The organism is Jannaschia sp. W003, from assembly GCF_025144335.1.
GTDB lineage: Bacteria > Pseudomonadota > Alphaproteobacteria > Rhodobacterales > Rhodobacteraceae > Jannaschia.
In genome coordinates, this window is sequence record NZ_CP083539.1 from 1,562,236 (window position 1) to 1,575,096 (window position 12,861).

At 73.4% G+C, this 12,861-nt stretch carries 14 protein-coding genes; 9 read left to right on the plus strand and 5 right to left on the minus strand.

Annotated features, from left to right (window positions below; genetic code table 11):
* The 7 genes from K3554_RS07690 (at position 1) to recO (ending at position 4,951) form a co-directional block, all read left to right on the plus strand.
* On the plus strand, positions 1 to 636 hold the full coding sequence (locus tag K3554_RS07690) for a LysE family translocator (protein WP_259945580.1): 636 nt from the start codon (positions 1 to 3) through the stop codon (positions 634 to 636).
* Complete coding sequence (gene acpS, locus K3554_RS07695) at positions 633 to 1,034, plus strand: holo-ACP synthase (protein WP_259945583.1); 402 nt, start codon at positions 633 to 635, stop codon at positions 1,032 to 1,034. The genes K3554_RS07690 and acpS overlap by 4 nt, the downstream gene beginning before the upstream one ends.
* Before the next feature lie 195 nt (positions 1,035 to 1,229).
* A complete protein-coding gene (gene lepB, locus K3554_RS07700; RefSeq protein ID WP_259945586.1) occupies positions 1,230 to 2,015 on the plus strand; it encodes a signal peptidase I in 786 nt (261 codons plus the stop codon).
* Complete coding sequence (gene rnc / locus K3554_RS07705) at positions 2,012 to 2,692, plus strand: ribonuclease III (RefSeq protein WP_259945589.1); 681 nt, start codon at positions 2,012 to 2,014, stop codon at positions 2,690 to 2,692. Before lepB ends, rnc begins: the two co-directional genes overlap by 4 nt.
* A gap of 220 nt (positions 2,693 to 2,912) precedes the next feature.
* A complete protein-coding gene (gene era, locus K3554_RS07710; protein ID WP_259945591.1) occupies positions 2,913 to 3,824 on the plus strand; it encodes a GTPase Era in 912 nt (303 codons plus the stop codon).
* A gap of 76 nt (positions 3,825 to 3,900) precedes the next feature.
* Positions 3,901 to 4,221 (plus strand): DUF1491 family protein, encoded by a 321-nt coding sequence (locus K3554_RS07715; protein ID WP_259945593.1) that lies wholly within the window; start codon positions 3,901 to 3,903, stop codon positions 4,219 to 4,221.
* Between the two features lies 1 nt (position 4,222).
* Positions 4,223 to 4,951, plus strand: a complete 729-nt coding sequence (gene recO, locus K3554_RS07720) for a DNA repair protein RecO (protein ID WP_259945594.1) — start codon at positions 4,223 to 4,225, stop codon at positions 4,949 to 4,951.
* 117 nt (positions 4,952 to 5,068) lie between these two features.
* On the opposite strand, the gene K3554_RS07725 is transcribed toward recO, so the two are convergent.
* Positions 5,069 to 6,295 (minus strand): MFS transporter, encoded by a 1,227-nt coding sequence (locus K3554_RS07725; protein ID WP_259945595.1) that lies wholly within the window; start codon positions 6,293 to 6,295, stop codon positions 5,069 to 5,071.
* Between the two features lie 150 nt (positions 6,296 to 6,445).
* Between K3554_RS07725 and K3554_RS07730 the strand changes: the two genes are divergently transcribed.
* On the plus strand, positions 6,446 to 7,447 hold the full coding sequence (locus K3554_RS07730) for a hypothetical protein (RefSeq protein ID WP_259945598.1): 1,002 nt from the start codon (positions 6,446 to 6,448) through the stop codon (positions 7,445 to 7,447).
* Here K3554_RS07730 and K3554_RS07735 read toward each other — a convergent pair.
* Both K3554_RS07735 and K3554_RS07740 read right to left on the minus strand, forming a co-directional pair.
* Positions 7,444 to 8,457 (minus strand): FUSC family protein, encoded by a 1,014-nt coding sequence (locus K3554_RS07735; protein ID WP_259945600.1) that lies wholly within the window; start codon positions 8,455 to 8,457, stop codon positions 7,444 to 7,446. The two genes, K3554_RS07730 and K3554_RS07735, sit on opposite strands and share 4 nt — an antisense overlap.
* A 4-nt stretch (positions 8,458 to 8,461) precedes the next feature.
* Positions 8,462 to 9,889, minus strand: a complete 1,428-nt coding sequence (locus K3554_RS07740; protein ID WP_259945602.1) for a homospermidine synthase — start codon at positions 9,887 to 9,889, stop codon at positions 8,462 to 8,464.
* A 125-nt stretch (positions 9,890 to 10,014) separates the two neighbouring features.
* On the opposite strand from K3554_RS07740, the gene K3554_RS07745 reads away from it, so the two are divergent.
* Positions 10,015 to 10,839: a hypothetical protein gene (locus K3554_RS07745; protein WP_259945604.1), complete on the plus strand. Its 825-nt coding sequence runs from the start codon at positions 10,015 to 10,017 to the stop codon at positions 10,837 to 10,839.
* An 81-nt stretch (positions 10,840 to 10,920) separates the two neighbouring features.
* Here the strand turns inward: K3554_RS07745 and rpsD are convergent, their stop codons facing one another.
* Together rpsD and K3554_RS07755 are read right to left on the minus strand one after the other, a co-directional pair.
* On the minus strand, positions 10,921 to 11,541 hold the full coding sequence (gene rpsD, locus K3554_RS07750; RefSeq protein ID WP_259945606.1) for a 30S ribosomal protein S4: 621 nt from the start codon (positions 11,539 to 11,541) through the stop codon (positions 10,921 to 10,923).
* Between the two features lie 225 nt (positions 11,542 to 11,766).
* Positions 11,767 to 12,702: a Hint domain-containing protein gene (locus K3554_RS07755; RefSeq protein ID WP_259945608.1), complete on the minus strand. Its 936-nt coding sequence runs from the start codon at positions 12,700 to 12,702 to the stop codon at positions 11,767 to 11,769.
* Between the last annotated feature and the right edge of the window lie 159 nt (positions 12,703 to 12,861).

The window sequence follows — 12,861 nt, forward strand, 5'->3', positions numbered from 1 at the left end:
GTGGGAGGCGCGGACGCGCTGCTGATCGGCCTCGCGACCTTCGCGGTGGTCTGCGCCTCGCCCGGCCCCGCGGGGCTGGCCGTGGTCTCCACGGCCATGGCGCGGGGCTTCGCGGCGTCGCTGCCTCTGACGCTGGGCCTCGCGCTGGCGCTGGGCGTCTGGGGCGTCGTGGCGGCCGCCGGACTGGGCGCCGTGCTGTTGGCCGCGCCCTCCGCCTTGCTCGCGTTCAAGCTATTCGCCGGCCTGTTCCTCCTCTGGCTAGCTTGGGGGGCAGGGCGCTCGGCGCTGCGCCCCGACACGTCCCCGGCGCCGCCCCTGCGCGCGGGCTTCCGCGCGGGCCTGCTTCTCAATCTCTCGAACCCGAAGGCCGTGCTGGCCTGGTCCGCCACGATCGCGGTCGGCACCGCGCCGGACGCGCCGTGGACCGGCTGGCTGCTGGTGCCGCTGGCGATGGCGCTGACCGTCGCGATCTACGTGGCCTACGCGCTGGCCTTCTCGCGCGCGCCCCTGCGCCGCGCCTACGGGCGGGCGCGCCGCGGGATCGACGGGGTAGCCGCCGTGCTCTTCGGCCTGGCGGGGCTGGCGATGCTGCGCGACGCGGCGGTCTCGCTCGCCCGGCGGGGGGCGGCTGCGTGATCCTCGGCATCGGCACCGACCTCGCCAACATCGAGCGCATCCAGGGGGTGCTCGACCGCTTCGGCGACCGCTTCCGCGACCGCGTGTTCACGGACCGCGAGCGGCGCAAGGCCGAGCGGCGCCCCGACCAGGCCGCCACCTACGCCAAGCGCTGGGCCGCCAAGGAGGCCTGCTCGAAGGCGCTGGGCACGGGGTTGCGGATGGGCATCGCCTGGAAGGACATGAGCGTCAGCAACCTCCACACCGGGCAGCCCGTCATGCACGTCACCGGCTGGGCCGCCGAGCGGCTGGAGCGCATGTGCCCCGAGGGCCACGAGGCGCGCATCCACGTCACCCTGACCGACGACCACCCCTGGGCGCAGGCCGTGGTCATCATCGAGGCGATCCCCTACGGCTGATCGCCGCCCGCGCGGCCCCCGAAAAAGTTGCCACCCGGCAATCCCGGGGTTTTCCCTGCGGGATCAAGCCTCTGTAATTGCACTATAAATGGTTAACGCGCCTGCCCCGCCCCCCGCCCGGCGCGCGCGCGGGGGCCGCGTTGACACCGGCGCGGGCGCGGGGCAGTGCGGCGGGGCAAACGGGGGACGGGACGCATGGTGGCCAAGGCGGAGAAGCAGGAGGGGTTCTGGGAGACCCTCAAGACGATCTTCTGGGCGCTGGTGATCGCGGGCATCTTCCGCACGCTGTTCTTCCAGCCGTTCTGGATCCCGTCGGGCTCCATGAAGGACACGCTGCTGATCGGCGACTTCCTGTTCGTGAACAAGATGGCCTACGGCTACTCGCGCCATTCCTGCCCGTTCTCGATGTGCCCGATCTCGGGGCGCATCCTGGGGAGCCAGCCCGAGCGCGGCGACGTGATCGTGTTCCGCCACCCCGCCAACGGCCAGGACTTCATCAAGCGCCTCGTGGGCCTGCCCGGCGACACGATCCAGATGCGGAGCGGCGTGCTGCACATCAACGGCGCGCCGGTCGAGATGGAGCCGCTGGAGCCCTTCGTGGAGGCCAAGCTGCCCCAGGGGCCGCAGCAGCTCGTGCCGCGCTGCACCAACGACCCCGTGGGCCTCGGCGGCGACTGCCTGAAGGACCGCTACCTCGAGACCTTCCCGAACGGCGAGTCGCACCACGTGCTCGACATCGGCCGCACCTCGACCGACACCACGCCGCTCTTCACGGTGCCGGCGGGCGAGTACTTCTTCATGGGCGACAACCGCGACAACTCCTCGGACAGCCGCGTGCCGCGCGCCATCGGGGGCGTGGGCTTCGTGCCGTTCGAGAACCTGATCGGCCGCGCCGACCGGGTGGTGTTCTCGTCCGCGGGCGCGCGTATGATTTACGTCTGGACCTGGAGGCTCGACCGCTTCTTCGAGCGCATCGTGTGAAGCTGTCGCGCGAGCTGGAGGCCTTCCAGGACCGGCTGGGGCATCGGTTCGCGCAGCCCGAGCTCCTGGTGCGCGCCGTCACCCACGCCTCGTTCTCCTCGGACCAGCGCCCTTCGAACGAGCGCATGGAGTTCCTGGGCGACCGCGTGCTCGGCCTCGTGATGGCCGAGGCGCTGATGGAGGGCGACCGCGAGGCGCCCGAGGGCCAGCTCGCCCCCCGCTTCAACGCGCTGGTCCGCAAGGAGACCTGCGCGGCCATCGCCCGCGAGATCGATCTCGGCGCGGTGCTGCGCCTGGGCAAGTCCGAGCGCATGACCGGCGGGCGCCGCAAGGAGGCGCTGCTGGGCGACGGGGTCGAGGCGCTGATCGCGGGCGTCTACATGGACGCCGGGTTCCAGAAGGCGCGCGAGGTTGTGCTGGCGCTCTGGGGCGGGCGCATCGACGCCGTGGAGGACGACGCGCGGGACCCCAAGACCACGCTGCAGGAATGGGCGCAGGGTCGCGGCATGGCGCCCCCGCGCTACGAGGTCGTGGACCGCTCCGGCCCCGACCACGCCCCCACCTTCGTGATCCGCGCCTCGCTCGGCGACGGGCGCGAGGCGACCGGCGAGGCGGCCGCCAAGCGGGCGGCGGAGCAGGCCGCGGCGAAGGCGCTGCTGGGGATGGTGGACGAGTGAGGGCGCTCGGGGGCGAAGGTTCCTCCACGCTCCGGTGAGCTAGCGCCTCTTGCGCCCGGAGGCCCCGGCTCAGGGCCGGGGCGGGTGTCGTCCTTCCTCTGGCGGGAAATACCCGGGGGGTTCGCGGGCTTCCCGGGATCGGTCCGGTGGACCGATCCGCCCGCGAACGGGCGAAGCCCCGGCAGTTTCAATCCGCGCGCCGAATCCCTACATGCACCGCATGCAGGACACTCCCACGCGCGCCGGATTCGCGGCCCTGATCGGCGAGCCCAACGCGGGCAAGTCGACCCTCACCAACGCCCTCGTGGGCGCCAAGGTCTCGATCGTCACCCACAAGGTGCAGACCACGCGTGCCCGCATCCGCGGCGTGGCGATGGAAGGCCCGGCCCAGATCGTGATCGTGGACACGCCGGGCCTGTTCCGCCCGCGCCGCCGGCTCGACCGCGCCATGGTCGCCGCCGCCTGGGGCGGGGCGTCCGACGCCGACGTGGTGGTCTTGATGGTCGAGGCGCACCGCGGGCTGACCGAAGGCGTGCGCGCGATCCTCGACCGGCTGGCCGAGGCGCCGCCCCAGGCGCCCGTCTGGCTCGCCATCAACAAGATCGACCGGGTGAAGGCCGAGGCGCTGCTGGCGCTTTCGGCCGAGCTGAACGAGTCCCATCCCTTCGCCGAGACCTTCATGATCTCGGCCGAGCGCGGGCACGGCGTGCCGGCGCTGAAGGCGAAGCTGGCCGCCGCCATGCCCGAGGGGCCGCTGCTCTACCCCGAGGACCAGATCGCCGACCTGCCGGTCCGCATGATCGCCGCCGAGATCACCCGCGAGAAGCTCACCCTGCGCCTCCACCAGGAGCTGCCCTACCAGCTCACGGTCGAGACCGAGGCCTGGGAGGAGCGGCCCGACGGGTCGGTGCGGATCGAGCAGGCGATCTTCGTGATGCGCGACGGGCACAAGGGCATCGTGCTGGGCCACAAGGGCGAGACCGCCAAGGCGGTGGGCAAGGCCGCGCGCGAGGAGCTCGCGGAGTTCCTCGGCCAGAAGGTGCACCTGTTCCTCCATGTGCGGGTGCGGCCGAACTGGCTGGAGGAGTCGGAGCGGTACGAGGCGATCGGACTGGATTTCAGAGACGGATGATGGGGGCTCCGCCCCCGCGCTTCGCGCTCCCCCGAGGTACTTATGGCAAGATGAGGAATGTGCCTTGAGCCCCCGTTTGACCGCCTCCTTCTGGATCTCCGCCTACCGCCGCCGGCTGGAGCAGGAGGGCATTCCCTGCACCGTCGTCGCGCGGGGCGACGAGACCGCGGGGGCGGTGCTGGTGAAGTGCGCGACGATGGACGGGAAGGCCTCGCTGCACCACCGCACCTTCGACCTCGAGTCGGGCGAGCGGCGGTGGATGGTGCTGACCGAGGGCGACGAGGCCGAGTGCGACGCCGCCGCCCGCCGCCAGAGGGGCTTCGACCCGGACCTCTGGGTGCTGGAGGTGGAGGACCGGCGGGGGCGGCACATGCTCGGCGACAAGGGGTTGGACTGAGGTGGAGTGGCGCGACGAGGGGATCGTGCTCGCCGTGCGGCCCCACGGCGAGACCGCGGCCATCCTGGAGCTGTTCACCCGCGGGCACGGGCGCCACGCCGGCGTCGTGCACGGGGGGCGCTCGCGCAAGGTGGCGCCGATGCTCCAGCCGGGCAACCAGCTCTCGGCGCGCTGGCGGGCGCGGCTCGAGGACCACATGGGCGGCTTCGCGGTGGAGCCTGTGCGCGCCCGCGCCGGGGCCGTGCTGGGCGACCCGCTGCGGCTGTCCGCATTGTCGTCGCTCTGCGCGCTCGCGGCCTTCGTGCTGCCCGAGCGCGAGGCGCTGCCGGAGTTCCAGGCGCGCACCGAGACGCTGGCGGACGCGATCGTCTCGGGCGAGGGCTGGCTGCCCGACTACGTGGCCTGGGAGATGGCGCTGCTGGAGGTGGGCGGCATGCGCCTCGACCTCTCGGCCTGCGCCGCGGGCGGCGGGGCCAACGACCTGGCCTTCGTGTCGCCCCGCACGGGGCGCGCGGTTAGCCGCGCGGGCGCGGGGGAATGGGCCGACCGGCTGCTGCCGCTGCCCGACATGCTGCTCGGCGGGCCGGCGACGCTTGAGGGCGTGCTCGCGGCGCTGCGGCTGACGGGGTTCTTCCTGGCGGAGCGGCTGGCCCCGTCCCTCGGCAACCGCCCCCTGCCGGCGGCACGCCAGCGGCTGCTGGACGCGCTGGGGCGGGAGCGGGACGGGTAATCGGCTCCGCCCCGGCCTCGCGCTGGGGCCTCCGCGTGCCGCTCGCGGGGCGCTCCAATCATCGTGCAGCGCCACCTGAGACCAGAGGCCCCGGCGCAAGGCCGGGGCGTGGCGGGGTCACTCCGCCGGGGCGGGGAGCATGCGGGCGAGCGTGGTCTCGCGGCCCGGCTCGGGGTGACGGGGGACCAGCGTGGAGAGCATCAGCGACACGGCGGCCATGGCGGCGGCGGCCACGAACACCAGCGTGGGCGAGCTCAGCCACAGGTAGCCCAGCAGCGCAGGCAGGAACACGGCCGCGATGTGGTTGATTGTGAAGGCGACCGCGGCCGTGGGGGCGATGTCGCCGGGGGCGGCGATCTTCTGGAAGTAGGTCTTTATGGCGAGGGCCAGCGAGAAGAACACGTGGTTCGCCACGTAGAGTGCCGCCGCCACGCCCACCCCCCAGTCGAAGTGGTAGAGCCCGGCGTAGAGCACGAAGATCGTCCCGAGGCCCGCGTACTCGATGACGAGCGCGGACCGCTCGCCGAAGTGGCCCACGGCGCGGCCCACGAGGGGGGCGGAGATCATGTTTACCAGGAGCGTGCCCATGAAGAGGGCCGTCACCTCGTGCACGGCGAGCCCGTAGCGCTCCACCATCATGAAGCCGGCGAAGACCACGAAGATCTGACGCCGGGCGCCCGACATGAACTGCAGCGCGTAGTAGAGCCAGTAGCGCCGGCGCAGCACCATGCGCTTCACCTGCGGGTGGGGGCTCTCGAACGAGGGATAGAGGAAGAACGCCAGCGCGGCGACAGCGGCGGTGAAGCCGCCCGAGAGCCAGTAGACCAGATCGTAGCTGAGGTCGAAGGCCCGCCAGGTGACCACGATTGCGCCGTAGGCGAGGAGGGTCGCGCCCGAGCCGATGGACAGGAGCACGCCCAGCATCCGCGGCGCCCGGTCCTTCGGGAGCCACTGGAGCTGGAGGCTCTGGTTCACGGTCTCGTAGTAGTGGAAGCCTATGGAGCTGAGGAGCGTGATGAACAGCAGGCCGCCCAGCGACGGGAACTGCGCGGTGAGCGCGGTGGCGACGCCGAGGAGGACGAGCGAGACCAGCGCCAAGGTCTGCTCGCGCACGAAGAGGATCACGGCGATCACGCCCACGGCGAGGAAGCCGGGGATCTCGCGCACCGTGTGGAGCCAGCCGATCGCCGCGCCGTCGAAGCCGGCCCGCTCCACGGTAAAGTTGTTCAGCAGCGCCGACCACGTCGCGAAGGCCACCGGCATGGCGAAGGCCATGAGCATCAGCAGCGCCTCGGGGCGGCGCCACGGGGGCAGGGCGTCGGCGCGGGCGATCGGGAACGGCATGGCCGGGAGGTAGGGCAGGGGGCGCCGCCTGTCCATCAGGCGCGCCGCGCCCCCCGGATGTGCAGGGATGCACGGGCCGATATGCGATAACAAAGTGCGCGGCCCGCCTGCGGGCTGGCCCCCGGCGCGCGCGCGCGGCAAGGGGGGCGGATGGAGACGCTCCGCTACCGCTTCGACCTGCGCGGCCACGACCTGCACCGCACCGCGCGGCGCATCGCCTGGCGCGAGGGCGGGGGCGCGGCCTTCGCGGCGCACGCCGCGCTGTTCGCGGCGGCCGCGGCGGCGCAATGGGCCTGGCCCCGCGCCGAGTGGCTGGACTGGGCGCCCGCGGGCGCTCTGGCGGCGGGCTTCGCGCTCTATCCCCTCGCGCACCGGGCGCGCCTGCTCGCGGCGGCGCGCGGGCCGCTCTTGCGCGGCCCGGCGCGGCTGCGGCTCGACCCCGAGGGCTACACCTGGCGGGGACCCGCGGCCACGAGCGAGGGGCGCTGGGCCGCCGTGGCGCGCGTCGTGCGGGCGCGGCGGCACGTGGCGATGCGGACCGGGGGCGGCGCGCCGCTGGCGGTCAGCCACGGCGCGCTCAGCCCGCTGATTCCGGCGGACGCGGCGCACCGGATCGAGCGCTGGATCGCGGGCGCCCGCAACGGGGCGCCGATCGAGCGCACCGACCGCCTGCGCGCGCGCGACCTGCCGGGCCTCCTGCGGGCGCTGGACCGGGCCGACCGCTCGGGCCGCGCCGACCTCGCCTGGGGGGCGGCGCTGGTGGCGCTGCTGGTGTGGGCGGCGGTGGCGGAGCGGCTGGATCTCGCGCCGCTCCTCGCCGTGGCGCCGGTCGGCGTGGTGATCGTGGCGCTCCTCGGGCTGGAGCGCCGCTCGGCCCGCCTGCGCGCGGACCGGGCGCGGCGCTCGCCGGCGTTCCGGGGCACGTTGCAGGCGCGCTTCTCGGACCACGGCTGGTCGGCCGAGGGCGACGGCTGGCGGATCGAGGGCCCTTGGTCGCGGGGCGTGCGCCTTTCGGCGGTGGGCGGCGCGCTGGTCTTGCGGCTCGGCCCCGTCTTCCACCTCCCGATCCCCGCCGAGGCGCTGGGCGAGCACGCGCCCAAGGTGGTGGCCGAGCACGTGAACCGCCACGCGCGCCGGGCGCGCAAGCGCTAGCCCCTCTGCAGCGCGCGGCGCAGGTCGCCCAGCGCGCGGTCCACCTCGTCCATCGCGAAGGCCAGCACGGTGGCGGTGCGCCGGTCGCAGACCTCGCCGCCATCGATGCGCGCGGTCACAGCCTCCTGCGCCTCGGTCACGGCACGCTCGGGGCGCACGGAGTCCGGCGTCTCGGACAGGGCGAGAAGCTCGCGCGCCACGGCGCGGCTGAAGCCCTCCAGCGTACCGCCCAGGGCCTCGCCGTTCCACAGATCGCCCGGCGCGGCGGCGGCGCGGTCGAGGAAGCGGATCGCGCTCTGCATCTCCTCGCAGGCCTTCAGGCGTTCGCGCAGGCGGTCGGCGTCGCGCCCGAGCGTATCCGCCGCCTCGTGGGCGAGGGTGAGGCGGCGACGCAGATGCGCCTCGGCGTCGATGCCGGTGGCGGCGTCCGAGAGCGCGGCCTTGTGGGTCGCCTCGTCGGCGGCGCGGGCGAGAGCCTCCAGCACGGCGTGGAGGTGGCGGTTGAAGCGGTGGCGGGCGCCGTCGTGCCAGAGGAATCGCACCACGGCGGCGCCGATCACGGCGCCGAGCGCGATCGAGGCGATGCGGTCGCCCGCGGCCCAGAGCAACGACTGGCCTTCCGTGGTCGCCAGCGCCACGGCGGCGACGATGCCGTAGCTCCAGTCGGGGCGGAACGTGGCCGCGAAGGTGGTGGCCGCCATCGCCGCGGCGAGGCCCACGGCGGTGCCCCAGCCCGCGGGGAGGGCGAGCAGGAAGGCGAGGCCCACCGCGCACCCCAGCACCGTGGCGAGGAAACGCGCCCGCGCCGCCTTCCAGGTTCCCTGGGCCGACGGCTGCACGATCAGCACGGCGGCGAGGATGCCGACGAACTCGCCCTCCAGGGGCAGCGCGCGTATCGCCAGCCACGCCAGCACCGCGCCGGCGGCGGACTGCACCGCGCGGCGGATCGCGTCGTGGGCCTTCAGGCGGTCGAGGCCGCGCCCCTCCAGCCAGTCGAGCAGGCGGTCCACGGTCTCAGGTGGCGAGCACGTTGCGGAACTGCCAGGGGTCGGACTCGTCGATGTCCTCGGGGAAGTGCTGCCAGCGGTCCTGGAGAGGCGTCCAGTCGGTGTAGTGCGCCTCGACGGGGCCGAGGTAGGGCGTCTGGATCTCGAGGCAGCGGGCGTGGTCCATCTCGTCGGTCTCGACGATGCCCGCGTTCGGATTCTCCAGTGCCCAGACCATGCCGGCGAGCACGGCCGAGGTGACCTGCAGGCCGGTGGCGTTCTGATCGGGGGCGAGGCGGCGCGTCTCTTCGTTGGACAGGCGCGAGCCGTACCAGAGCGCGTTGCGCGCGTGGCCGAACAGCAGGACGCCCAGCTCGTCGATGCCTTCCACGATCTCGTCCTCGGAGAGGATGTGGTGCTCGGTCTGCTGGCGGCCGGAGCCGAACATCTCGTGCAAGGAGAGTACGGCGTCGTCGCAGGGGTGGTAGGCGTAGTGGCAGGTGGGGCGGTACTCGGGCGCCTCGGCGTCGCCCACCGTGTAGTAGTCGGCGATGCTGATCGCCTCGTTGTGGGTCACGAGGAAGCCGAACTGCGGGCCGGGGGTGGGGCACCACGAATGGACGCGGGTGATGGCGCCGGGGCGGTCGAGCCAGATCGAGGCCCGGCATCCCGTGTCGTGGCGGTGGCCGTTCTCGGGGAACCAGGTCTCGTGGGTGCCCCAGCCGAGCTCGGCGGGCTGGAAGCCCTCGGCGATGAAGCCCTCGACGCTCCAGGTGTTCACGAACACGCCGCGGGGGCGGGGGGCGGCGCGGGCCTGGGTGTCGCGCTCGGCGATGTGCACGCCCTTGACGCCGAGGCTCTGCATGAGCACGGCCCAGCCTTCGCGGTCCGTGGGGGCGGCGGCGTCCGCGCCGGTGTCCTCGGCCAGACGCAGGAGCGCGGCCTTCACGAACCACGAGACCATGCCGGGGTTGGCGCCGCAACAGCTCACGGCGGTGGTGCCGCCGGGGTTCGCGGCCTTCTCGTCGCGCACGGCCTGGCGCAGCGCGTAGTTGGTGCGCTCGGCGTTGCTCTCGGTGTCGAAGTAGAAGCCGGCCCAGGGCTCCACCACCGTGTCTATGTAGGGCACGCCGCGCGCGCGGCAGTGGCGCATGAGGTCGAGCGACGAGGTGTCGACGCTGAGGTTCACCACGAAGCCCGCGCCGGGGGTGATCGCCTCGTCGAGGACCGCGCGGTAGTTCTCGGGCGTCAGCGCCACCTGACGGTGCGCGATGCCCCGGCGAGCCAGCTCGGCGCAGGCCTCGGGGTCGGGGTCGATCACGAGGAAGCGCTCGGGGTCGTAGCGGAAATGGCGCTGGATCAGGGGCAGCGTGCCGCGGCCGATCGAGCCGAAGCCGATCATCACGACGGCGCCCTCGATGGTGGCGTGGACGGGGTGCGCGGCGGCGTCGGTCATGGTGGCCCTCCCTCTCGCGCGGGCATCTGGCACGGCGCGCGCGGGGACGCAAACGGCGGCGCGGTGGAACGGATGGGGCGTCGGCGGGATTCGGACAGGACGCAGCCTCCGGTCGAAAGCTCCCCATGATCGCCTCCACCACCCTCTTCGCCCTCGGGCTCGCGATCTGGTTCTTCGTGTCGCTGGACCTCGTGGCGGTGACCATCGGGGCGACCACGCGGTTCACGGTCACGGGCTGGATCGGGCGGTTCGTGTTCGGCGCCCTGCGGCGGATCGCGAAGCTGGGGGCGCGGCCGTCGATCACCGCGATTTCGGGCGTCGCCGTCATGACCGCCGTCGCCCTGTTCTGGATCGTGGGCACGTGGCTGGGCTGGTCGCTGATGTTCGCCGCGGGCGCCGGATCGGTGGAGATGACCGTCACGGGCGCCGAGCCCGAGCCGCTGAGCTACGCCGCCCACGTGGGCCACCTCCTAAGCACACTGGGCGGCGCGCGCACGGAGCTGGGCGGGCTGCCGTGGTCGCTCCTGGGCGTGCTGGTGGGGGTGAACGGAATGGTCGTCCTGACGCTGTCGGTCAGCTTCCTCCTCTCGGTCCGCCAGACCGTCGACAAGGGCCGGGCCTTCGCGGCGCTCCAGAACGTGGGCGCGCTGCGGGCCGGCGACGCCTCGGAGCGGCTGGCGGAGCTGGTGGCGGGGCTTCATGCGGCGCCGTTCGCGCTGTGGTACGGCGAGCCGCGGGTGGAGCGGCAGCTGCCCTCCGCGCTGCTCGACCACGCCCGCGACGCCGAGGCGCGGGGCGGGACCGCATGGCGGCGAACCGTGTTCCTGCTGGCGGACCTGCCGCACCTGGACCGCGAGACGGCACTCGACGAGCCGATCCCGACGCTGGAGGCCTGGGCCGAGCGGCACACCATCGCCGAGTTGCACCACGCGCGGGGCGCCGAGGCGTAGATGCGCGAAGGGCCGCCCCGGTGGTGGGGCGGCCCTTCGTGTGTCGGCGCGGGTGCCGGAGGAGACCCCGGCTTCGCCGGGTCAGTTCTGGGCGTAGTATTCGATGACGAGGTTGGGCTCCATCATCACCGGGTAGGGCACGTCGGCGAGCGACGGCATCCGCACGAACGAGGCGGCCATCTTGTTGTGGTCGGCGTCGATGTAGTCGGGCACGTCGCGCTCGGCGAGCTGCGTGGCCTCGAGCACGACCGCGAGCTGCTTGCTCTTGTCGCGGACGGCGATCACGTCGCCTTCCTTCACCCGGTAGGAGGGGATGTTCACGCGCTGGCCGTTCACGGTGACGTGGCCGTGGTTCACGAACTGGCGGGCGGCGAAGATCGTGGGCACGAACTTGGCGCGGTAGACGACCGCGTCGAGGCGGCGCTCCAGCAGGCCGATCAGGTTCTCGCCGGTGTCGCCGCGGACCCGCTCGGCCTCGGCGAAGATGCGGCGGAACTGCTTCTCGGTCAGGTCGCCGTAGTAGCCCTTGAGCTTCTGCTTGGCGCGCAGCTGCAGGCCGAAGTCGGACATCTTGCCCTTGCGGCGCTGGCCGTGCTGGCCGGGGCCGTACTCGCGGCGGTTCACCGGGGACTTCGGGCGGCCCCAGATGTTCTCGCCCATGCGGCGGTCGAGCTTGTACTTGGCAGAGGTGCGTTTGGTCACCGTCTGATCTCCTTCTTTGATGGCCTCCTCAGCTTGTCCCGCGGCCTGCGGCCGGTGGGGCCGAGGAGCGCGCGCCTCGCTGAGAGGGCCGGAAGGGCGTTGTCCTTTCCGTCGCCGGCGTCCCGAGGGGGCCGGTCCGGGCGACAGGCATCCCCTCGCGGGGGCCGCCAACACCATGAAGGCCGCCCCGTAGCGGGGGCGGCGGGCGAGGTCAAGCGGCGGGGGTCAGCACAGGTGCGCCGGGGCCTCGTGGCGCAGGATCGCGTGCTCGGCGCGGCTGAGGCAGCGCCGGGCGGGCGGGCCGTAAGCGGCCGGGTCGCGGTCCGCGCCGGGGGCCACGCTCAGGAGGTCGGCGCGCTCCATGGGGTCCAGATGCGCCAGCTCCGCCTCGCCGGGGTGGAAGCTCTCGGTGTCGACGCCGTTGGCGCGCAGGATCTGGTGGCGGGCGAGCATGAGGTGGACATAAGTTGCCTCGGTGGCGCCGTGGTCGAGCAGCACCGCGCGGTCGTCGCGCAGGTCGCGGGCGCGCACGAGCACCTCGTCCTCGCCCCACAGTGCCCGGCACTTCGGGCCGCGCAGGAGCACGCGGTGGTCGGGCGAGACCACGAGGTCGGGGCGCGGCGCGCCGCCCCCCAGGGCGCCGGCGCGGATGCGCACGGGGCGCAGCTCGGGGAAGGCGAACATCCGGGCGCCGGTGACGTGGCGCAGGCCGGTCCACAGGATCGGCTGGGCACCGTCGTCGCGGGTGTGGACCCGGTCGCCCGGCTCGAGCGACTCCACGGCGCGGGGGCCGTCCGGCGTGTCGATCAGGGTGCCGGGCGTGAAGCAGATGGTGGCGCGCGATTCGGTGCCGCGGCGGGGGGCGTCGATGCCCTGCAGCACGCGCAGGTCGCGGCCCGCGGGGGGCATGTCGCCCTCGAACAGGAGCAGCCCCTCGCCATTGGCGCGGGCGACGGGGCGGGCGACCCAGCGGCGCCGGCCGTCGCCGAGCACGAGGCCGGGCAGGGTCTCGCCGTCGTCGATCGCGGCGGGGGCCCAGGGCGAGACGCCTCGGGCGCGCCCGAGCTTGCGCACGCCGCCGCGGGCGCGGACGCGCAGGATGCGTTGTTCCTCGGGGAGGGGGAGCGACAGGGCCTGGGACGTTCGATCGAGGCGCAGCACGGGGCCGAACCATCGCCAGACGGAGCCTTCGGGAATGGGGGAACGGGTGGAGGGCCGCTGGCCGTCCACCCGAGTCTGAACACAGGAAATCACATACGCCGGGACGCCTGTACCAGACATACCTGCCCATTCTTCGCCGTTGTTATCGTTCTTGTTTTT